Below are 18,998 nucleotides of genomic sequence, written 5' to 3'. Positions count from 1 at the left end.
CATCCAGGGGAGAGCGCCGGAGTATAGGCAACGCTTCCGTGAGTCCGCCGTGCAACCAGCCGGCAGCACAGGAAAACGATCGGCGCGTGGGCGCCTACACAGCAGCCGGCCGCCAGAACGGCGACCGGCCAAGGACATCACGCCATCGGTTGGGCGATGTCGGCGATGCGATAGCCGGCGCTCTGCACGGTGTGCAGCAGCGGGCGGTCGAACGGCTTGTCGATGATCTTGCGCAGGTTGTACAGATGGCTGCGCAGGGTGTCCGAATCCGGCAACCCGTTGCCCCAGATCTCGCGCTCGATTTCCTGGCGGGTCACCACACGCGGCGATTCGCGCATCAGGATGGTCAGCAGGCGAAGGCCGATCGGCGAGAGCTGCAGCTCAGTGCCGGCACGGGTGGCGCGCATGCTCACCGGGTCGAGCACCAGGTCGGCGACCTTGAGCACTTCCGAGCCCACCTGGCGACGCTCGCGACGGATCAGGGCACGCAGGCGTGCTTCCAGTTCCTGAATCGCGAACGGCTTGGTCAGGTAATCATCGGCGCCGAACCCTAAGCCGGTGAGCTTGTCGTCCAGCGTGTCGCGGGCGGTCAGCATCAACACCGGGGTGGACTTGCGTGCGTCGTTACGCAGGCGGCGACACACCTCGATGCCGTCCAGGCGTGGCAGCATGAGATCCAGCACGACCACGTCGTAGCTGTTCTCGGCAGCCAGACGGTAACCGTCCAGGCCGTCTTGCGCGTAGTCGACCTCGAAGCCACGGCCTTCCAGGTACTCGCCGATCATTTCTGAGATATTGCGATTGTCTTCGACGACCAGCACGAGGCCGGACGTTTCCTTGGTCTGACGCATGGACTTTCCTCGGTCTTCAGCTTTGTGAAACATGCCGGATCGACGGTGGAAAGGGCGTGAAGACTGAATAACTTTTGCGCTGCTCGGCGTTCAGCGCCCGAGCAGCGGGCGCAACGCCGGCCACACCGTCTCCAGCACCTTCGGCTGCGCAGCGGCGGTAGGGTGCAGACCGTCGGCCTGCATCAGGCCAGGCTGCAGCGCGACCTTCTCCAGGAAGAACGGCACCAGCTCGGTTTTGTACCGTTTGGAGAGGTCGGCGTAGGTCGCCTTGAGCCGCTCGCGGTAGGCTGGGCCATAGTTCAGCGGCACATCGATCCCGAGCAGCAGCACCTTGGCGCCGGCCTGCTGGCTGAGCTGGATCATCTTTTCCAGGTTGCCCTTAAGCTGGGCCGGAGTCAGTCCGCGCAACGCATCGTTGCCGCCGAGTTCGATCACCACCACGCCGGGATGGTGCTTTTCCAGCAGGCCGGGCAAGCGGGTCAGCGCGCCGGAGGTGGTCTCGCCGCTGATGCTGGCATTGACGACCGGCGGTGGCGTCGCCATGTCACGTTTCAGGCGCTGGTCCAGTAACGTCACCCAGCCGGAGTGCACCGGGATGTTGTGCGCAGCGCTCAGACTGTCGCCGACGACCAGGATCGGCGCGGTTGCGACCGGACTTTTGGCAAAGGCAATCCCCGGCGCAAGCAGGGAGAGTGTCAGCAGCCACAAGGCCAGCGCGCCATATCGCAGTGTTCTTTCACGCATTCGGAGATTCCTCATCGACATTCTGGCCCCCCGCTCCAGCACCCGCACCGCCATCGACGTCCGCGAGGTCGGCAAGTCCGTCAGTGGCCCGGAGGGAACACTCCACATCCTCGACAACGTCAGCTTGACGGTCAGTGAAGGCGACAGTATCGCCATTGTTGGCGCCTCCGGTTCGGGCAAGACCACCCTGCTCGGCTTGCTTGCCGGTCTGGACCTGCCCAGCCGCGGCAGCATTGCGCTCTCGGGCCAGGACTTGGGCCAGCTCGACGAAGAAGCCCGCGCCGCGCTGCGCGCCCGCGAAGTGGGCTTCGTGTTCCAGAGCTTCCACCTGCTGCCGGCGCTGACCGCCGAAGAAAACATCGCGCTGCCGCTGGAACTGGCCGGGCGCGAAGATCCTGCGCGGGTGCGCGAAGTGCTGGAGGCAGTGGGCTTGAGTGCACGTGCACGGCACTACCCGCGCCAGCTGTCAGGCGGCGAGCAGCAACGCGTGGCGTTGGCACGCGCGTTCGTGGCCAGGCCGCGCATCCTGTTCGCCGATGAGCCCACTGGCAGCCTGGACCAGGCCACCGGCGCGCAGATCAGCGACCTGCTGTTCGCGCTCAATGCCACCAGCGACACCACCATGGTGCTGGTTACCCACGACATGACCTTGGCGCAGCGCTGCCACCACATCTACCGCATCGATAGCGGCCGCTTGCACGCACAAACCGGTTCGGCCGCATGAACGTGGTACGCCAAGCCGCGCGCGCAGTGCGCCGCGAATTCCTGGCCGGCGATCTGCTGACCGTATTCGCCGCACTGGTCTTGGGCGTGGCGGTGATGACGGCGGTGGGTACGCTGGTCGACAGGGTCACCCTGGCGCTGACCTCCAGCGCGGCCGAAGTGCTCGGCGGCGATCTGGGCGTGACCGGGCGGCAGGAAATCCCCGCCGACTTTGCCGAAGAGGCCAAACGGCGTGGCTTGCAAAGCACGCGCATGGTCAGCTTCCCCAGCGTACTGTTCCATGGCGATGCCAGTCAGATGGCCAACATCCGTGGTGTCGGCGCGGGTTACCCGCTGCGTGGGCAGCTGTTGGTGTCCAGGGACGGCGCCGGGACGGAAGGCAGCGTCGCCAGCGCGCCGCCACCGGGCCAGGCGTATGCCGATCCGCGTCTGCTCGAAACCCTGGGCCTGCGCGTGGGCGAGCAACTGGAATTCGGTGCCGGCTATCTGACCATCACCGGCGTGTTGCGCGCCGAGCCGGATGCCTCCGGTGAACTGATGCAGCTTGCGCCGCCGCTGCTGGTCAATCGCGCCGATATCGAAGGCGCTGGCCTGCTCGGCCCCGGCAGCCGCGCCTCCTATCGGCTGATGTTCGCCGGCGCGCCGGATGCGATCGCCGATTTGCGTGCCTGGCTGAAGCCACGCGCCAGCGAGTATCGCTTGGTCGGTATCGAAGACACCCAGCGCGGCATGCGTGCGGCGTTTGATCGCGCCGGTCGCTTCCTGGCGTTGTCGGCATTACTGGCGGTGCTGTTGTCCGGCGTGGCGACCGCCCTGGCGGCGAATCGGTTTGCGATGCGGCGCATCGACACCGTGGCGATCTTGCGCTGCCTGGGCGCCCGCCAGCGCGACATCCTGGCGATGCTGTCGCTGCAGTTGCTGCTGACTGCCATTCCGGCCTGTTTGGTCGGTATCGGGCTTGGCATGCTTGCGCAGGAAGGCCTGGTGCAGGCACTGGGTAGCCTGATCCCGAATCGGCTGCCGCTGCCGCAGGCCACCCCTGCCCTGGCCGGTGCAGGCATCGGCCTGGTGCTGTTGCTGGGCTTCGGCCTGCCGCCGCTGCTGCGGCTGCGCAACGTGCCGCCAATGCGCGTGCTCAACCGCAGTTTTGCTGCGGTGCCGCCCAGCTCGTTGCTGGTGTATGGCGCGGCCTTGGCCGCCACGCTGGCGCTCACCGTGTATGCCACTGGCAATCTGGTGCTGGCCGGTTGGGTGCTGGGTGGCTTGGCCGCGCTGGCACTGGTGGCGATGTTGCTGGGGCTGGGCTTGCTGGCCTTGCTGCGGCCGATCCAGCACCACCTGCGCGGTTCCTGGAAGCTGGGCCTTGCGTCGCTGACGCGGCGCCGTGGGCTGAGTGTGGTGCAATTGGTCGGGCTGTCGCTGTCGTTGTGCGCGCTGTTACTGCTGGCGGTGGTCGGCCCGGGCCTGCTTGGCCAGTGGCGCGACCGCCTGCCGGCGGACACGCCGAACTACTTTCTGATGAACATCCAGCCCGAACAGACCCAGCCGGTGCTGCAGACCCTGCGCGGCCTGGGTGTGGAAGGGGCAGCAGTGGAGCCGTTCTCCACTGGCCGCCTGGTCGCCATCAACGACAAACCGCCGGTGCGCGACGATCGAGACCCACAGGACGATGGCGACGGCGACAACCGCCCGGTCAATTTTTCCTGGCGGCATGCATTTCCGCCGGCAAATACGCTGCTGCAGGGCAAATTCTGGGCAGCCGACAGCACCGCAGCGGAAGCCTCGGTAGAGGAAGGCTGGGCGCAGCGTTACCAGCTCAAACTGGGCGATCGCCTCACCTTGCTGCTGGGCGAACAACAACGCACATTCACCGTGACCAGCATCCGCAAGGCCGACTGGGATTCGTTCCGGGTCAACTTCTTCCTGCTGCTCAACCAGGGATCGGTCGGCGATGCGCCGTACAACCTGATTTCGGCCTTCCACCTGCCGCCCGGCAATGCGTCCAAGCTGGCGTCATTGAGCCGCGACTACCCGAACATTTCATTGCTGGATATCGACGCCATCCTGGGCCGTGTGCGCGAGGTCATCGACCAGGTGGCGCAGGCGGTGCAGTTGGTGATGGGCTTCAGCCTGCTGGCCGGCGTGCTGGTTCTGCTGGCCGCGTTGCAGGCCACCGCGGGCGAGCGTCGTTACGACAGCGCGGTGTTACGCACGCTGGGCGCACGCCGTGGCCAGTTGCGCGGTGCGGTGCTGGTGGAATTCGGTGCGCTCGGCTTGCTGGCGGCGACGCTGGCGGTGACCGCTGCGGCGGTGATCGGCGCGGTGGTGGGGAAACAGGCCTTCGAGATTGCGTTGACGCCGGATTGGCCGCGCCTGCTGATCGGCGGTGCATTCGGGTTGGCCTTGAGCCTGCTGGCGGGTTGGTCGGGCACGCGGCGCATCCTGTCCACACCACCGGCGTTGGCATTGCGTAGCGAATAAGCGCAGCTACCCAGACTGCTGCGCAGCCGTCTGACGACGGCTCGCTACGTGTTGGTGGGCCGCTTAAGCGCGCGGGAACGCAGCGCATGCTGGCGACGGCATGCGCTGCGTCGCCTGACGGCGGAGGCATCAATCAGCGCAACAGACGTTGCGGCGCGCTTGCATGCGTCGACCGCCAGCCGGGTGTGCATATACCGGCAGCGCATAAGCACCTTGCAAATCGTACGTTCGCAGCGGCGACACGACTGCCTAGAGTGATGTGTCAGGTCGCCGGCCCCGGCGGCCTTTCGTTGCCGTCGAGGTGCCACGTCATGGCCAGCATTACTTCCGAAGCGCGTGTGCAGACGCCGCGCGATGCGGCTTCCACCCTGCAGAGCTCCAGCGTCCGGATTGTGCCGTTCGATGGCCCGCTGGGCGCAGAGGTGATCGGCCTGGATCTCTCGCAGCCGCTGGATGCCGACACCTTCGCGCGCATCCATCGGGCGCATCTGGATCACCACGTGCTGGTGTTTCGCGATCAACGCATCACCCCGGCGCAGCAGATGGAGTTCAGCCGTCGCTTCGGGCCGTTGCAGATCCATGTGCTGCGCAATTTCCAACTGCGCGGGCACCCGGAAGTGCTGGTCGTGTCGAACATCAAGGAGAACGGGGAGCCGATCGGCCTGGGTGACGCCGGGCATTATTGGCACTCGGATCTGTCGTACAAGGAAACGCCGAGTCTGGGGTCGCTGCTGCATGCGCAAGAGCTGCCCAGCGAAGGCGGCGACACCCTCTTTGCCAACCAGCATCTGGCGTGGCAAACGCTGCCCGAATCGCTCAAGCGCACCGTGCAGGATCTGCGTGCCGAACACAGTTATCTGGCCAAGTACGAAGAGTTGCGCGCCCGCAATCCATGGCGCCCGGCACTGATGCCCGAGCAGATTGCCGAAGTGACGCCGGTACAGCACCCGGTGGTGCGTACGCATCCGGAAACCGGCCGCAAAGCGCTGTTTGTCAGCGAGCATTTCACCACCCGCATTGTCGGCCTGCCCAAAGACGAAAGCCGCGCGCTGCTGCAAACACTGTTCGAGCACAGCACGCGTGCTGCGCTGGTGTATCGGCATCGCTGGCAGCCGCACGACATGGTGTTCTGGGACAACCGTTCGGTGATGCATCTGGCAGCAGGCACGCCGGATCATCTGCGTCGTCGACTCAACCGCACCACCGTCGAAGGCGATGCGCCGTTCTGAGCATGCACCTGTTCCCTCCCCCTTCCCCACTGGAGCGCCGCATGCGTTTGACCGTTACTTCTCACACGCCTTCGCCGCGCCGGCGTTTTTCGCGGCGCATCGCGCTGCTGGTATTGGCCGCGCTGCCACTGCTGCATAGCGCGCATGCGCAGGCAGAAGGCAAGCTGCGTATCGCCAAGCAGTTCGGCATCGTCTACTTGCTGCTGGACGTGGCGCAGGATCAACAGTTGATCGAACAGCAAGGCAAGGCCGCCGGTGTGGATATCGACGTGCAGTTCCTGCAGTTGTCCGGCGGCGCGGCGGTCAACGATGCGTTGTTGACCGGTTCGATCGATGTCGCCGGTGCCGGTGTCGGGCCGTTGTTCACCATCTGGGACCGCACGCGCGGCCGCCAGAATGTGCGCGGTGTGGCGTCGTTGGGCAATTTCCCCTACTACCTGATCAGCAACAATTCCCGCATCAAATCCATCGGCGATTTCACGCCAAAGGACCGCATTGCGGTGCCGGCAACGGGTGTCTCGGTGCAATCACGTTTCTTGCAACACGCCTCACAACAACGGTGGGGCGACAAGGGCACCCATCAGCTCGACGCACTGCAGGTTGCGTTGCCGCATCCAGATGCCGCCGCGGCCATCATCCGTGGACGCACCGAAATCACCGCGCACTTCGCCAGCCCGCCGTTTCAGGAACAGGAGCTGGCGCGTAATCCGGCCGCGCATATCGTCACCAGTTCGTACGAGATCGAAGGCGGTCCGTCGTCGGCGACGGTGTTGTACGCCACCGAAAAATTCCGTAGCGACAATCCCAAGACCTATCGCGCGTTTGTCGCGGCACTGGACCAGGCGGCGAAGTTCGTCACTGCCCATCCGGAGCAGGCGGCCGATATCTTCCTGCGTCGCAATGGGTCGAGCATCGACCGTGCGCTGGTATTGCAGATACTCAAAGACCCTAAGGTGCAGTTCACCGTGGCACCGCAGAACACGCTGGGGCTGGGCAAATTCATGCAGCACAGCGGTGCGATCAAGCAGGCGCCGGGCAAGGTGAGCGATTACTTCTTCGACGACCCGCTGATGACGGGCGGGAGCTGAGCGATGTCGGCCCCCTTGCTGCAAGTCGATCACGTCAGCCTGGAATACGCCTCCGCGCAACGCGTGGTGCGGGCCACCCATCGGGTGCGCTTCGATGTGCATGAAGCCGACCGCTTCGTGCTGCTGGGGCCTTCGGGCTGCGGCAAATCCACCCTGCTCAAGGCGGTTGCCGGTTTCGTTGCACCGCGCGAAGGACAGATCCGTCTGGATGGCCATGCGGTCACCGGGCCTGGGCCAGACCGGGTGGTGGTGTTCCAGGAATTCGATCAGTTGGCACCCTGGAAAACCGTGCGCGAAAACGTGGTGTTTGGCCTGCGCGCCGCGCGCAAGCTCGGACGCGCCGAAGCACGCGAGCGGGCCGATGAAAGCCTGGCCCAGGTCGGGCTGAGTGCATTCGCAGAGGCCTACCCGCACACCTTGTCCGGCGGCATGAAACAACGTGTGGCAATCGCACGCGCCCTGGCGATGCGTCCGCGCGTGTTGCTGATGGACGAACCGTTTGCGGCACTGGATGCGCTGACGCGTTCGCGCATGCAAGAGCAGGTGCTGGAATTGTGGGAACAAGCACGCTTCACGCTGTTGTTCGTCACCCATTCCATTGAAGAGGCGTTGGTGGTCGGCAATCGGGTCTTGCTGTTATCGCCGCATCCGGGCCAGGTGCGCGCCGAACTCAACGCGCATGCCTTCGGCCCGCACAGCGCCGTTAGCGTGGCGTTCCAGCAAACCGCACAGCGCATTCACCGGCTGCTGTTCGATCTGCCCGATGAGGCGCTAGACGACGACAAGGTGGCACCGTTACGCCGCCCACTCGTGCGCCAACGCGAGGCGCTGACATGAGCCGCAGCACCGCTACCGCAGTGCCGCCGATTCCGCCGGTGCGTCCCGAATACGAAGTGGCGTTGACACCGCTGGACCCGGCCCTGGTCGCCACCGCGACGCCCATGGGCTGGCAGGCACCGCCGTGGCTGCGCAAAGCACTGGTGCTGGTGGTCTTGGTCGCCGTCTGGGAAATCGCCGCGCGTGTGGTCGGCGACGATCTGATGCTGCCCAGCGCACTGCAGACTGCGCGCGCGTTCTACGACGGGTTGCTGTCCGGCGAGTTGCTGCGCCGTGTCGGTGCCTCGTTACGGGTGCTGGCGCAGGGCTATGCGCTGGGCGTGTTGCTGGCCTTCGTGCTGACCGCGCTGGCTGCCTCCACGCGCTGGGGCCGCGATGTACTCGGCACCCTGACCGCCATGTTCAACCCGCTGCCGGCCATTGCGCTATTGCCATTGGCCTTGCTGTGGTTCGGGCTGGGCACCGGCAGCCTGGTGTTCGTACTGGTGCATTCGGTGCTGTGGCCGCTGGCGCTCACCACCTACGCCGGCTTCCAGGCGGTGCCGGAGACGCTGCGCATGGCCGGGCGCAACTATGGCCTGCGCGGGCCACGCTATGTGGCACAACTGCTGATTCCGGCCGCGCTGCCGGCGATCCTGTCCGGGCTGAAGATCGGCTGGGCGTTTGCCTGGCGCACCTTGATCGCCGCCGAGCTGGTGTTCGGCGCCACTTCCGGCCAGGGCGGTTTGGGTTGGTACATCTTCCAGAACCGCAATGAGCTCTACACCGACAAGGTGTTCGCCGGTCTGGCGATGGTGATCGTGCTGGGGTTGCTGGTGGAAGGCTTGGTGTTTCAGGCGATTGAGCGGCTGTCCGTGCGCCGTTGGGGCATGCAGCGCTAGAGCGGCCTCGGCGGCACGGTCGCGTGCGCTTAACGGAGTTGGCTTATGCTTCGGCCCCCATTCTCTTCCGCTCGCCGCCGCCATGCCCACCGTCCCCTTTACTGCCTACATCTACCCGGTCCTGCTTTTGCTGGCCAGCAACGTGTTCATGACCTTCGCCTGGTACGGGCATCTGAAGTACAAGAGCACGCCGCTGATGATCGCGATCCTGGTCAGCTGGTGCATCGCGTTTTTCGAATACTGCCTGCAGGTGCCGGGTAACCGTCTGGGCAGCGCGGTGTATTCGGCGCCGCAGCTCAAGGGCATGCAGGAAGTCATCACGCTGCTGGTTTTCGCCGGCTTCTCCACGTTCTACCTGGGGCAGTCGTTGAAGTGGAATCACTGGGCAGCGTTCGGCCTGATCCTGGTGGCCGCGTTCTTGATGTTCAAGGAGTAAGGCTAATGCCCCGTAGGAGCGCGCTGGCCGGCGATGAGGCGCTACCGATAAAGCCTCAATCGCGCGCCAGCGCGCTCCTACGACATCCGGGTGCCTAGTTCGCTACCTCCACCCACTGCGTAAACACCGCATCGATTTGCGCGTCCTTGACGCGTTTGCCCTGTTGCACTGAATCGGCCTGCTCGAACATCGGCATGATCATCGCCATGCCATCGGGCTTGGTTTTCAGATGCAGGCCCGGTGGTGTTTCCAGAAACGTGGCCCAGCGCGTGCGTACCTTGGCCCAATACCCCTGCGTGCCTTTCCAGTACGCATAGGCCGGGGCGAAATCTACCTCGGTGGTCTTGCGGTAATCGTTGAAGCCGAACTCACGCGCAATCGCTTCCTGTGTGCCGTCCGGCTTGCGCAACACCTTGGTGTTGAATTGTTCGTGGGTCCAACCGCTCGGTGTGAGCGTGTGGCGGTTGATCACCGACAGCGCGTTGTAGTCGCTGCGCTTGGTGTACTCGCGGCGCCGTAACGGGCGCCAGCTCAAATCGCTGGTCCAGGTCGGATGACCATCTGCGTAGTCCCAGCGGCCGGTGCCGCAATAACGCGGCGCGTCGCTGACTTCATACACGCATTGGGTCCAGGCGCCGCTGGTCACGACCGGCGCCAGCGCGTGCAGCGTCCAGGTTTGCTCGGCGGTGAATTCGAAACGCTGCGGTGCCTCGTAAATCCAGTCCTGTCGCCAATGCTTGGTCACGTGCTTGGTCTTTTCGTCGACCAGCAGATGCTGCAGCACCAGCTTGCGCGGTGAATCTTCCACCACGATGACCACTTCGCTGGCGCCGCTGCGCATCGCCGAGGCGCGCTCGTAACCGGGCTTGAGCAACACGGTTTCGTCGGAGGCGAAGTCCACAGCGTATTCGCCCTGCATCGCCAGGATGCTCTGGCGATCGCGCGGGGCATCGGCGGCGGCAATCAATGGCAACAGGCTCAGCGTGGCGGCAATACAGCGGGGCAATCGTCGGCTCATCGGCAGTCTCTTTTGGGTACGTCAGCGGCGCAAGCGCAGCAGCGACGTCGTCATGTCGGTGGGATCGGAACTGCGTGCGTTCGCGGCGGCGGTACGCAGGGCCGCAGCGCGGGCGCAGCAGCAATCGTCCACGGCCAAACGGCCATCGATACCCTCTTCGCGTGCCAGCCGTGCAGCAACCTCCGCGCCCAGTGCCGAGACGGTGGCCAGGCTCGCGGCGATGGGGTGATCGTGGCTGGCCGCAGGCTGCAAGCGTAGTGCGCTTAAACGCCAGGTATCGCCGCGCAGGCGTCCGGCCAGGCGGCGCCAGAGCCGTTCGCCAAGGCCCAGCTCGTGCGTGTCCGTTGGGAGTGGTGGCAACCGCGAGACCAGGTGGTCCCAGCTCAGGAAATCGCTGTCTGGCAGCAGGCAGAGCCGCCAGCAGCAGTGGCCCGCGGCATCGAAGAACCAGATGCTCTCGCGCACGCCGTCGCTGTCGACCTGCCGGTATGCGGCGGCAGCGACCGCATGCTGCCAGCCATTCAGTTCGTTGCCCAATGCGGGCCGGTACAGGCACAGCACCGTGCCCAGAGCAGCCAACTGCTGCGGTCGCGGCAACGCCGCGCGGGTGGCACGTGCCTGCGAAGACAACGGCAATGCGCGGATGTTGGGCATGGCCGCTACCAGCTCACGGCCAGGCTGACCGAGGCAATGCGCCCAGCGCCGGTGAAGCGGTCCAGTACGGTACTACTTGCCAGCGTGCCGTTAGGCAACGCGTTCCAGTCCACGTAACGGCGATCGGCCAGATTGAAAATGCCGGCAGTGACCTTGGCGCCGGGTGCGAATTCGCAATGCCCCATCAGATCCAGCGTGGCATAGCCGCCCGGTGCGTAATAGCTGTCCAGCCGCGGGCGCCGTTTGCGGGCCACGAAGCTGCCGATCAATTCCGCGCCCCAGCCGTCGCTGTCGAAAGCCACGCCCAGCGTGCCGCGCAATGGGTCGACCGAATTGAGCGGGGTACCGTCGGTGAGGTTGTCGCCTTCCGAATAGGCAACCGCACTGTTCAACGACCAGCCCTGCCAACCAGCAAGCACGCCTAGATCGATCCCGCCGCGCGCGTCGGCACCCTTGATCACCACATCGTCTACGTTGCGCGACTGGAATAGCATCAGCCCTTCTGCGTTGAAGCCGGCCGGCGCATACGATTCGATGAAGTTGCGGTAGTCGGTGTAGTACAGGGCCAGCCCGAGATAGCCGACCGCATCGTTCAAGCGCAGCCCCAGTTCGCCACCGCGGCTGGTTTCCGATTTCAGGTTTGGATTGGCGATGGCGGTGTAGCGCGCCTGCAGATTGGTAAAGCCGATATTGACGTCGTTGTACGGCGGCGCGCGGAAACCATGCGCATAGTTGGCGTACGCCGACCATGCATCGGAGAACCGCCACACCAAGCCGAACTTCGGCGAGACCTGGGTTTCGTCGAGGGTCTCGGCAGCCACACCCGGATTGTCTTCGCGGAAGATAGCGTCCACCTGCGGCGACAGGCGGAAGTCATCCACACGCACGCCGGGCGTTAGCGACAAGCGGCTATCGAGCAGGCCGATTTCGTCCTGCGCATACACCCCGAGCTTGGTGGTTTCGCTCATCGGGAAATCGCGCACCGGAAACACGTCCTGGCCGACGCGGTTGCTCACCACGCCGTTGGCTAAATTCACCGAATAGCCATCGCGCTTGGCGCGCGTATCGGTCCAGGTGCCATCCAAGCCGTAGGTGATCTCGTGGCCGAGCATGCCGGTATTGATGGATTTGTGCGCGTTGACCAGCAGCCCGTAAACGCGCTGATCGAAAGTGTGCGCGTTATGCCGGCGCGTATTGTTGCCGCGCAACTCTTCAGTGCGCTGCAAGCTCTCGCTGTCCTGGCGATACAGCTGCCACTGCAGATCGTCGGCCAGTGCAGAATCCAGCGCATCGATTTCATGCCGCAGCGAGACCCGCGCACGGGTCTGATGATCGCGGCCTTCCTGCGACAGGATGCGCAGCGAGGCCGTCGGGCTACGCGTGTCGATACCGGTCAATGCATCGATACTGCCGTCGTCTTCGTTGCCTTCGACGGTGAGTTTGAAGCGCTGTTGCGCGCTTGGCGCGTACACCAGTTTGGCGAGCACGCTGCGGCCATCGATGCGCTGCGGATTGGCCGCGGTGCGGGTGAAATCACGGCTGCGGTTATCGCCTTGATTCTGGGCCTGCTGGCCCTGGCGATGACTCACCGCCACCATGCCGCTCCAGTGCTCGCCGCCAAACGCACCGGTGGCACCGGCGAACAGGCCGTTCCAGTCGCCTTCGTAACCGAACTTCAGGCCGACGTAGCTGTGCTTGTCGGCGCTCAGATAATCCGAAGGATCCTTGGTGACGAAGGCCACCACGCCGCCCAGTGCATCCGAGCCATACAACGCGCTGGCCGGCCCGCGCACCACTTCAACGCGCTTGAGCGTTTCAAGATCGACGAAGTTGCGGTTGGCGTTGAGGTAGCTGCCGAAACTGAAGGTGTCCGACACCGGCACGTTGTCCACCAGAATCGCCACGCGGTTGCCATCCAGCCCGCGGATACGGATGCCGTTGGCACCGGTGAAGCGGCCGCGGGTGCTGGTGACCGAAACACCCGGGGTGTAGCGAAACACATCCTTGAGTTCGCGCACCAGTTGGTTGTCCAGCTGCTCGCGATCGATCACATCCACCGTGCTCGGCACATCCACTAGCGCGCGCTGTGTGCGCGTGGCGGTGACCTGCAGCCGGTCGAAGTTGTGCACCCCACGCGCGGTCTCGGCGCCGGCATCGGGTTCGGCAGTATGGGCAGACAACGAAACAGCAGGCAGCGCAAGCGACAGCGCGACCACCAGCGGATGCAGGCGAATCATCAGAAACCTTTGTGGAAAAACCCTCGACGGCGCGCAACGCGGCACACGCCGGTGACGGCAAACGAGGGTGGAGCGTTGAGTGGCGGGCGGCGGCGGCAGCGCCCGCTGCGTTCTTCCGGCACGCGCGCTGAGCGAGTGCGGTGATATGAAATGCAATGGCGACCGAGCGTTGCGTGCGAAGGATCGCGTGAGCGGCACCTGGGTGCGCGTGCGATTGCCTTACAACAGCGGCTGCACCCACTCGGTGGTGCGCAGCCTGAGAGCGGCTAATAAAACGTAGCGAGCAGTCGCCAGGCGGGTGTGGACGGCGCACTCAGAACCGCAGTGTAAGAAGGGTACATGCCGATTCCGAGCACCGGCCGCGCCCGCATGGCGGTGAACGCAGTCGTTTCGTTAGCTACGCTTAGTGCTCTTTGCTGGACTTACTTGGTCAGGATCAGCTTGTCGTTGCTGGTGTGGCGCAGGCGATAGACGCGGTCGCCGTGCTGGATCAGCACTTCGCGACGGCCCTTGAGCAACGCCTCGCTGCTGATGAGGTCTTCGGCGGGCACAGCACGCGGTGTGGCGCGGTCGCGCAGGTTGACCGGTTCGGAGCGGAGCAGCACGGGGTGAGCGGTCATGATCTGGATCTCCAGTCGGTTGGCCAGACAAATAATAACCATTCTCATTTAATGATCAAGAGCCATTCTCATTTGAGAGGCTTGATGTTTGGATCGGTTACCGAATTTCGATTGAAATAGCCAATCAAAATGCACACAGACGGGCTCGGGCACTGCGCAAACCGCTCAATGATTCGTCGCCGCGCGCGCGAGGCACCTGCACCCGCTGCCAGCGCAAAACCGGCACGTAGCAAATCCGCTGCCAAACGCCGGCACCACCAACCACAGCGCGCGATCCCGCCGCCGCTGCACACTGCCCAGCAGCGTGGAGGACGCTAACAGCCGACTCCGAGTTGGTCGGCTGGGGCATCGCTCCACGACCGGGCAAGCGCACCCACGTGGATGACGAAGGCCGCATCCACACACATCAGCCTGGTAACACGCCGGGCGACTCAGCGCGTGCTCGCCTCCACGCGCGTCCAATCGGCGGCATCGACCTGATTCAAGGTCTCCAGGGCGCCGAGGTTTTCCTCCAGCTGAGACACCCGGCTGGCGCCCAGGATCACGCTGGAGACATGCGGGTTGCGCAAGCACCAGGCGATGGCCAGGCGAGCCGGCGACTGCCCAAGCTCGGCGGCCAGCGCACAGAACGCACGCGCACGCTCGAGCCGACGCGCTTGCGGTGCGCCCAGTACTTCGTCCTGCAGCCATTGATTGCCCGGCTGCCCCAGACGGCTGTCGGCCTCCACACCGGCGTTGTACTTGCCGGTCAGCAAACCAGACGCCAGCGGCGACCAGATCGTGGTGCCCAGCCCGCCTTCGCACAGTGGCGCGTATTCGCGCTCCAGCCGCTCGCGGTGGAGCAGGTTGTACTGCGGCTGCTCCATCGCGGGCGCATGCAGGTACTCGCGCTCGGCAATGGCGATGGCCTCGCGCAACTGCGCCGCGCTCCATTCGGAGGTTCCCCAGTACAGCACCTTGCCCTGGCGGATTAGCGTATCCATGGCGCGCACGGTTTCCTGGATCGGCGTGTCCGGGTCGGGCCGATGGCAGTAATAAAGATCCAGGTACTCCACGCGCAGGCGCTTGAGTGCGGCGTGGCAGGCATCGGTGACATGCTTACGCGAGAGGCCGCGCTGGGTCGGACGCGGGCTGTCCACCGCACCAAAAAACACCTTGCTCGACACGCAGAAGCCATCGCGTGGCAGACGTAGATCGGCGATCACATCGCCCATCACTTCTTCGGCGCGGCCACGTGCATAGACCTCGGCGTTATCGAAAAAGTTGACGCCATTGTCCCAGGCAGCGGCAATCAGATTGCGCGCTTCACTGCGCCCGATCTGCTTGCCGAAGGTGACCCAGGCACCGAACGACAAGGCCGATAGCTGCAGCCCGGTGGAACCCAGACGACGGTAAAGCATGGCGAACTCCCGCAACCTCCAGGGCACCTGCCCCGGACCGGCGTGCGCAGTGTAGGCCGTGGCGTCGTGTAGGCAACAGCGCGTGGCCTGTGCTGCGCTGCATAGCCGCGTGGGCAGCCGCACTCTGCAAAGCGCGATGTCGCCCCCGGAGACGGAAGCGTGTGAGTACCGAGCTCCTGCGAATGGATTGGCGGCTTGCCCCGGTGCTGGATGTGGTGCCGCGCATCGGCGCTTCCTCAACTCAACCTTTGCTCAGTTCAACGTCCCCTAAGCTCGACGGCTGTTCGCAAGCCACATGCATCGTGATCTGTATGCCTGTCTGACTTAGGTTTTCTGCTGACGTTTCTGTGCAAGCGCTTGGGTCTCCCGCGGGCGCTTGCGCGCATACCGGCGTGGGACACGCCGCAGGTACGCCCATGTCATCTCTTACGCGGCATTTAGGCCGTAAGGTTCCACGCCCGTACGCGTGCAAGCACCACCGTTCGTTGTCGGCAGTTGCAGGAAAAGTGGTGTCCAGGCAGATAGTCGTACTTCTCCATGCGCTTCTGACATGGTGGTAGTTGCAGGGCAAAAGTGATGCAGCAATATCCATTGGAGAGCCCACAAACGCTCCGCCTTCCTTAAGCGATTGCTTACCGATCAGCGACCGGAAATCGTGGAAGCGTGGCGCCGCATCCAGGGGCGGGACCGTTGGCGGCATGGATGCCGCCATCGCGCCGCCAGGGACGGATTCACGGCGTGTCCCGACACCGGTGCGGCGCCGCGCACCGATAAACCAAGCATGACGCCTGCCGCCGCGTATGCATGCGCCATCAGCACCGCTGGTGAACGCACAGTCGCCACTGATCGCCATCACTACCGTTGGCAGAAAAATATTTATCCACTGAGGCCGATGCAGCACCGGCAGCACCAGCCATGCAGCTGCTGCGTCAGATCGACCACACGCGATCCGACAAATCCAATGCCAACCGACCGGCCCTCTACACGCTGGCGAGTTCCGCATGCACCTCTTCTTGCTACCCGCCAAGACCGCGACCAACAGCGCCGCCGCGATGTGAAACGCCGCCTCCATCAGCCCCGTGAACTCCCCACTTTGCGCAAGCACCACCCAACAGCTCGCTAGCGCAGTTCTGTCCGTGCCCGCCGTGGCTTGGCTGCGGGCAGGCAGGGAGCGTCTGAATGCCGCTCACCTTGCCCCGTGTCACCCCCTGCTCTAGGCTTTCTGTTTTGCCGTCAGCAGCCCCGGGGATTGGAATGGTCGAAGGTTTGGGAAGGATCGGTCTCGGCCTGTTCGGTCTGGCGGTGCTCATCGGCATCACCTGGTTGTTTTCGAGCAACCGCCGCGCGATCGACTGGAAGCTGGTCGCCACCGGTCTGGCCCTGCAGATCTCATTCGCCGCACTGGTGTTGCTGGTGCCGGGCGGGCGCGACGTGTTCGACGCGCTGGGCAAGGGCTTCGTCAAGGTGCTGAGTTTCGTCAATGAAGGGTCTACCTTCATTTTCGGCAACCTGATGAACATCGACAGCTACGGCTTTATTTTTGCGTTCCAGGTGCTGCCCACCATCATCTTCTTCTCGGCGCTGATGGGCGTGCTCTACCACCTGGGCGTGATGCAGGTGGTGGTGCGTGCGATGGCGTGGGCGATCACCAAGGTGATGCGCGTGTCCGGTGCGGAAACCACCAGCGTGTGCGCCAGCGTCTTCATCGGCCAGACCGAAGCGCCGCTGACGGTGCGCCCGTACATTCCCAAGATGACCCAGTCCGAACTGCTGACGATGATGATCGGCGGCATGGCGCATATCGCCGGCGGCGTGCTGGCTGCCTACGTCGGCATGCTCGGCGGCAGCGATCCTGCGCAGCAGGCGTTTTATGCCAAACATCTGCTGGCCGCCAGCATCATGGCCGCGCCCGCCACCTTGGTGGTCGCCAAGCTGCTGGTACCGGAAACCGGCACCCCGTTGACGCGCGGCACGGTAAAGATGGAAGTGGAAAAAACCACCAGCAATATCATTGATGCAGCTGCGGCCGGTGCCGGCGACGGCTTGCGCCTGGCGCTGAACATCGGCGCGATGCTGCTGGCCTTCATCGCGCTGATTGCGCTGATCAACGCTCCGCTGACCTGGCTGGGCGACGTCACCGGCGCCGCCGCGCTACTCGGACGCCCCACCAACCTGTCGACGATCTTCGGCTACGTGCTGGCGCCGATTGCCTGGGTGATCGGCACCCCCTGGGTGGATGCGACCACAGTGGGTTCGTTGATCGGCCAAAAAGTGGTGATCAACGAGTTTGTTGCTTACAGCGAGTTGTCGCGCATCGTGAAGGGCGAAGTGCCGGGCGTGGGCCTGAGCGCCGAAGGACGCCTGATCGCCACCTACGCGTTGTGCGGCTTCGCCAACTTTAGTTCGATTGCGATCCAGATCGGCGGGATCGGCGGGCTCGCGCCGGAACGTCGTCACGATCTGGCCAAGTTCGGCCTGCGTGCGGTGCTCGGCGGTTCGATCGCCACCTTCATGACCGCTACCATTGCCGGCGTGCTATCGCATTTCGGTTAAGGCGGCGCGGGTTCATCGGCGTAACGGTCTAATCACTGCACGCCGCGTTTCATACAGTCATTCAAGTCAGTCATTCAAGGCAAGGGTATTTATGAGTTCGGTCGTCGTTGTCGGGTCCTTCAATGTCGATCACGTGTGGCGCTGTGATGCCTTGCCTGCACCGGGCGCCACCATCGCCGGGCGCTACAGCACCGGCCCGGGCGGCAAAGGCTTCAACCAAGCGGTTGCGGCTGCACGTGCCGGCGCCAAGACGCATTTCTTGTGCGCGCTGGGCGACGATGCCGGTGGTGCGCTGGCGCGCTCGCTGGCGGCGCACGATGGTTTTGCGCTGATTGCCGAACCGAGCAATGAACCGACCGGCACCGGTGGCATCTATGTCGACGGGCACGGCCGCAACACCATCGTGATTGGTGCCGGCGCCAATTCGGTGCTGAGTGCGGGCTTTGTCGACAATCAGCGTCCGCTGATTGCTGCGGCAAAGGTACTGCTGGCGCAGCTGGAATCGCCAGCGGAAACCGTCGAATCGGCACTGGCGCTGGCACGCGAATGCGGCGTGCTGACTGTACTCAACGCTGCGCCGGCCAATGCGCCGACCTCGATCAGTCTGCTCAAACTGTCGGATGTGTTAACGCCGAACGAAACCGAATTTGCCGCCCTGCTCGGTCGCCATGTCGGCGAACGCATCAATGTCGACGATGTCGCCGCGCTGGATGGCAATACGTTGCACTCGCTGTGCCGCAAGCTGCTGCCGGGCGGTACCGTCGTGGTGACGCTGGGTGCTGTGGGCGCCTTTATTTCGCACGCCGAAGAACAACTGCGCGGCGATACCGCAGCGCATTACCGGGTGGGTGCGGAAAGCGCACAGACCATCGATACCACCGGTGCTGGCGACGCGTTCAACGGGGCACTGGTGGCATCGCTGGCGCAACTGCCGGCTGTCAGCTTCGCAACCCACGTGCGCTTTGCCACACGTTATGCAGCGCGCTCCACCGAAGTGGAAGGTGCGGCTGTGTCGATGCCGCGGCTGCGCGCAGACGACTGAGACCGCGTTTCACGGCGGTTCGGCGTGCGCTACATGCGCACGCCGTCGATACGATACGGCACCCACATTGGCCTGCCCAGGTCTCCTGAAAGCATGCGTGCGCGTGTCTCGCGCTCCATGACGACTACAACAATCCGGCAACCCCGTCGCACGGCCTTGCGCCCACGACGTGACACTGCAACGACCGCATCTTTTTCCTCGCAG

Annotated in this window: 16 protein-coding genes and 1 other RNA gene; 9 read left to right on the top strand and 8 right to left on the bottom strand. The window is 64.4% G+C overall.

Annotated features, from left to right (window positions below; translation table 11 throughout):
- Positions 1-137 precede the first annotated feature (137 nt).
- Positions 138-851 carry a response regulator transcription factor gene (locus KWO_RS04550; protein WP_002811889.1) on the bottom strand — a complete coding sequence of 238 codons (714 nt, stop codon included), beginning with the start codon at positions 849-851 and terminating at the stop codon, positions 138-140.
- A 90-nt stretch (positions 852-941) separates the two neighbouring features.
- A complete protein-coding gene (locus tag KWO_RS04545; protein WP_026112406.1) occupies positions 942-1,610 on the bottom strand; it encodes an arylesterase in 669 nt (222 codons plus the stop codon).
- 109 nt (positions 1,611-1,719) lie between these two features.
- Here KWO_RS04545 and KWO_RS04540 point away from each other — a divergent pair, with 109 nt between their 5' ends.
- The 7 genes from KWO_RS04540 to KWO_RS04510 all read left to right on the top strand — a co-directional run bounded on the left by KWO_RS04540 (position 1,720) and on the right by KWO_RS04510 (position 9,270).
- On the top strand, positions 1,720-2,319 hold the full coding sequence (locus KWO_RS04540) for an ABC transporter ATP-binding protein (protein WP_010381667.1): 600 nt from the start codon (positions 1,720-1,722) through the stop codon (positions 2,317-2,319).
- Positions 2,316-4,799 carry an ABC transporter permease gene (locus KWO_RS04535; RefSeq protein ID WP_017113641.1) on the top strand — a complete coding sequence of 828 codons (2,484 nt, stop codon included), beginning with the start codon at positions 2,316-2,318 and terminating at the stop codon, positions 4,797-4,799. Before KWO_RS04540 ends, KWO_RS04535 begins: the two co-directional genes overlap by 4 nt.
- A gap of 311 nt (positions 4,800-5,110) precedes the next feature.
- Positions 5,111-6,028 carry a TauD/TfdA dioxygenase family protein gene (locus KWO_RS04530; protein ID WP_010381672.1) on the top strand — a complete coding sequence of 306 codons (918 nt, stop codon included), beginning with the start codon at positions 5,111-5,113 and terminating at the stop codon, positions 6,026-6,028.
- Between the two features lie 41 nt (positions 6,029-6,069).
- Positions 6,070-7,116, top strand: a complete 1,047-nt coding sequence (locus KWO_RS04525; protein ID WP_010381675.1) for an ABC transporter substrate-binding protein — start codon at positions 6,070-6,072, stop codon at positions 7,114-7,116.
- A 3-nt stretch (positions 7,117-7,119) separates the two neighbouring features.
- Positions 7,120-7,953: an ABC transporter ATP-binding protein gene (locus KWO_RS04520; RefSeq protein ID WP_010381677.1), complete on the top strand. Its 834-nt coding sequence runs from the start codon at positions 7,120-7,122 to the stop codon at positions 7,951-7,953.
- Entirely contained in the window at positions 7,950-8,834 is an 885-nt protein-coding gene (locus KWO_RS04515; RefSeq protein ID WP_010381679.1) for an ABC transporter permease, read from the top strand. Before KWO_RS04520 ends, KWO_RS04515 begins: the two co-directional genes overlap by 4 nt.
- A gap of 82 nt (positions 8,835-8,916) precedes the next feature.
- Complete coding sequence (locus KWO_RS04510; RefSeq protein ID WP_010381681.1) at positions 8,917-9,270, top strand: DMT family protein; 354 nt, start codon at positions 8,917-8,919, stop codon at positions 9,268-9,270.
- A 94-nt stretch (positions 9,271-9,364) separates the two neighbouring features.
- Here the strand turns inward: KWO_RS04510 and KWO_RS04505 are convergent, their stop codons facing one another.
- The 6 genes from KWO_RS04505 to KWO_RS04480 all read right to left on the bottom strand — a co-directional run bounded on the left by KWO_RS04505 (position 9,365) and on the right by KWO_RS04480 (position 15,214).
- A complete protein-coding gene (locus KWO_RS04505; protein ID WP_017112758.1) occupies positions 9,365-10,288 on the bottom strand; it encodes a DUF6607 family protein in 924 nt (307 codons plus the stop codon).
- Between the two features lie 21 nt (positions 10,289-10,309).
- Complete coding sequence (locus KWO_RS04500; RefSeq protein ID WP_010367528.1) at positions 10,310-10,942, bottom strand: hypothetical protein; 633 nt, start codon at positions 10,940-10,942, stop codon at positions 10,310-10,312.
- Between the two features lie 5 nt (positions 10,943-10,947).
- Complete coding sequence (locus KWO_RS04495) at positions 10,948-13,179, bottom strand: TonB-dependent hemoglobin/transferrin/lactoferrin family receptor (RefSeq protein WP_010381689.1); 2,232 nt, start codon at positions 13,177-13,179, stop codon at positions 10,948-10,950.
- 264 nt (positions 13,180-13,443) lie between these two features.
- Positions 13,444-13,520, bottom strand: a non-coding RNA gene (locus tag KWO_RS04490) — sX9 sRNA.
- Between the two features lie 81 nt (positions 13,521-13,601).
- Positions 13,602-13,841 (bottom strand): hemin uptake protein HemP, encoded by a 240-nt coding sequence (gene hemP / locus KWO_RS04485; RefSeq protein ID WP_017112759.1) that lies wholly within the window; start codon positions 13,839-13,841, stop codon positions 13,602-13,604.
- Positions 13,842-14,230: 389 nt separating this feature from the next.
- A complete protein-coding gene (locus KWO_RS04480) occupies positions 14,231-15,214 on the bottom strand; it encodes a potassium channel beta subunit family protein (protein ID WP_026112334.1) in 984 nt (327 codons plus the stop codon).
- Between the two features lie 1,239 nt (positions 15,215-16,453).
- Between KWO_RS04480 and KWO_RS04475 the strand changes: the two genes are divergently transcribed.
- Together KWO_RS04475 and KWO_RS04470 are read left to right on the top strand one after the other, a co-directional pair.
- Positions 16,454-17,752: a NupC/NupG family nucleoside CNT transporter gene (locus KWO_RS04475; RefSeq protein WP_010381697.1), complete on the top strand. Its 1,299-nt coding sequence runs from the start codon at positions 16,454-16,456 to the stop codon at positions 17,750-17,752.
- A gap of 91 nt (positions 17,753-17,843) precedes the next feature.
- Positions 17,844-18,794, top strand: a complete 951-nt coding sequence (locus tag KWO_RS04470; protein ID WP_010367542.1) for a ribokinase — start codon at positions 17,844-17,846, stop codon at positions 18,792-18,794.
- The last annotated feature ends 204 nt before the right edge of the window (positions 18,795-18,998 follow it).

The sequence above is a fragment of the Xanthomonas vasicola pv. musacearum NCPPB 4379 genome, assembly GCF_000277895.2.
Taxonomy (GTDB): domain Bacteria; phylum Pseudomonadota; class Gammaproteobacteria; order Xanthomonadales; family Xanthomonadaceae; genus Xanthomonas; species Xanthomonas vasicola.
Note: the sequence above shows the minus strand (reverse complement) of the source record. Positions and strands in the feature narration are given on the sequence as shown.

Bases quoted from the DNA above. Each gene is read 5' to 3' on its own strand.
- KWO_RS04545 (WP_026112406.1), bottom strand. From the start codon at position 1,610: ATGAGGAATCTCCGAATGCGTGAAAGAACACTGCGATATGGCGCGCTG.
- KWO_RS04525 (WP_010381675.1), top strand. From the start codon at position 6,070: ATGCGTTTGACCGTTACTTCTCACACGCCTTCGCCGCGCCGGCGTTTT.
- KWO_RS04510 (WP_010381681.1), top strand. From the start codon at position 8,917: ATGCCCACCGTCCCCTTTACTGCCTACATCTACCCGGTCCTGCTTTTG.
- KWO_RS04500 (WP_010367528.1), bottom strand. From the start codon at position 10,942: ATGCCCAACATCCGCGCATTGCCGTTGTCTTCGCAGGCACGTGCCACC.
- KWO_RS04535 (WP_017113641.1), top strand. From the start codon at position 2,316: ATGAACGTGGTACGCCAAGCCGCGCGCGCAGTGCGCCGCGAATTCCTG.
- KWO_RS04520 (WP_010381677.1), top strand. From the start codon at position 7,120: ATGTCGGCCCCCTTGCTGCAAGTCGATCACGTCAGCCTGGAATACGCC.
- KWO_RS04550 (WP_002811889.1), bottom strand. From the start codon at position 851: ATGCGTCAGACCAAGGAAACGTCCGGCCTCGTGCTGGTCGTCGAAGAC.
- KWO_RS04495 (WP_010381689.1), bottom strand. From the start codon at position 13,179: ATGATTCGCCTGCATCCGCTGGTGGTCGCGCTGTCGCTTGCGCTGCCT.
- KWO_RS04515 (WP_010381679.1), top strand. From the start codon at position 7,950: ATGAGCCGCAGCACCGCTACCGCAGTGCCGCCGATTCCGCCGGTGCGT.
- KWO_RS04505 (WP_017112758.1), bottom strand. From the start codon at position 10,288: ATGAGCCGACGATTGCCCCGCTGTATTGCCGCCACGCTGAGCCTGTTG.
- KWO_RS04470 (WP_010367542.1), top strand. From the start codon at position 17,844: ATGAGTTCGGTCGTCGTTGTCGGGTCCTTCAATGTCGATCACGTGTGG.
- KWO_RS04475 (WP_010381697.1), top strand. From the start codon at position 16,454: ATGGTCGAAGGTTTGGGAAGGATCGGTCTCGGCCTGTTCGGTCTGGCG.
- hemP (WP_017112759.1), bottom strand. From the start codon at position 13,841: ATGGTTATTATTTGTCTGGCCAACCGACTGGAGATCCAGATCATGACC.
- KWO_RS04530 (WP_010381672.1), top strand. From the start codon at position 5,111: ATGGCCAGCATTACTTCCGAAGCGCGTGTGCAGACGCCGCGCGATGCG.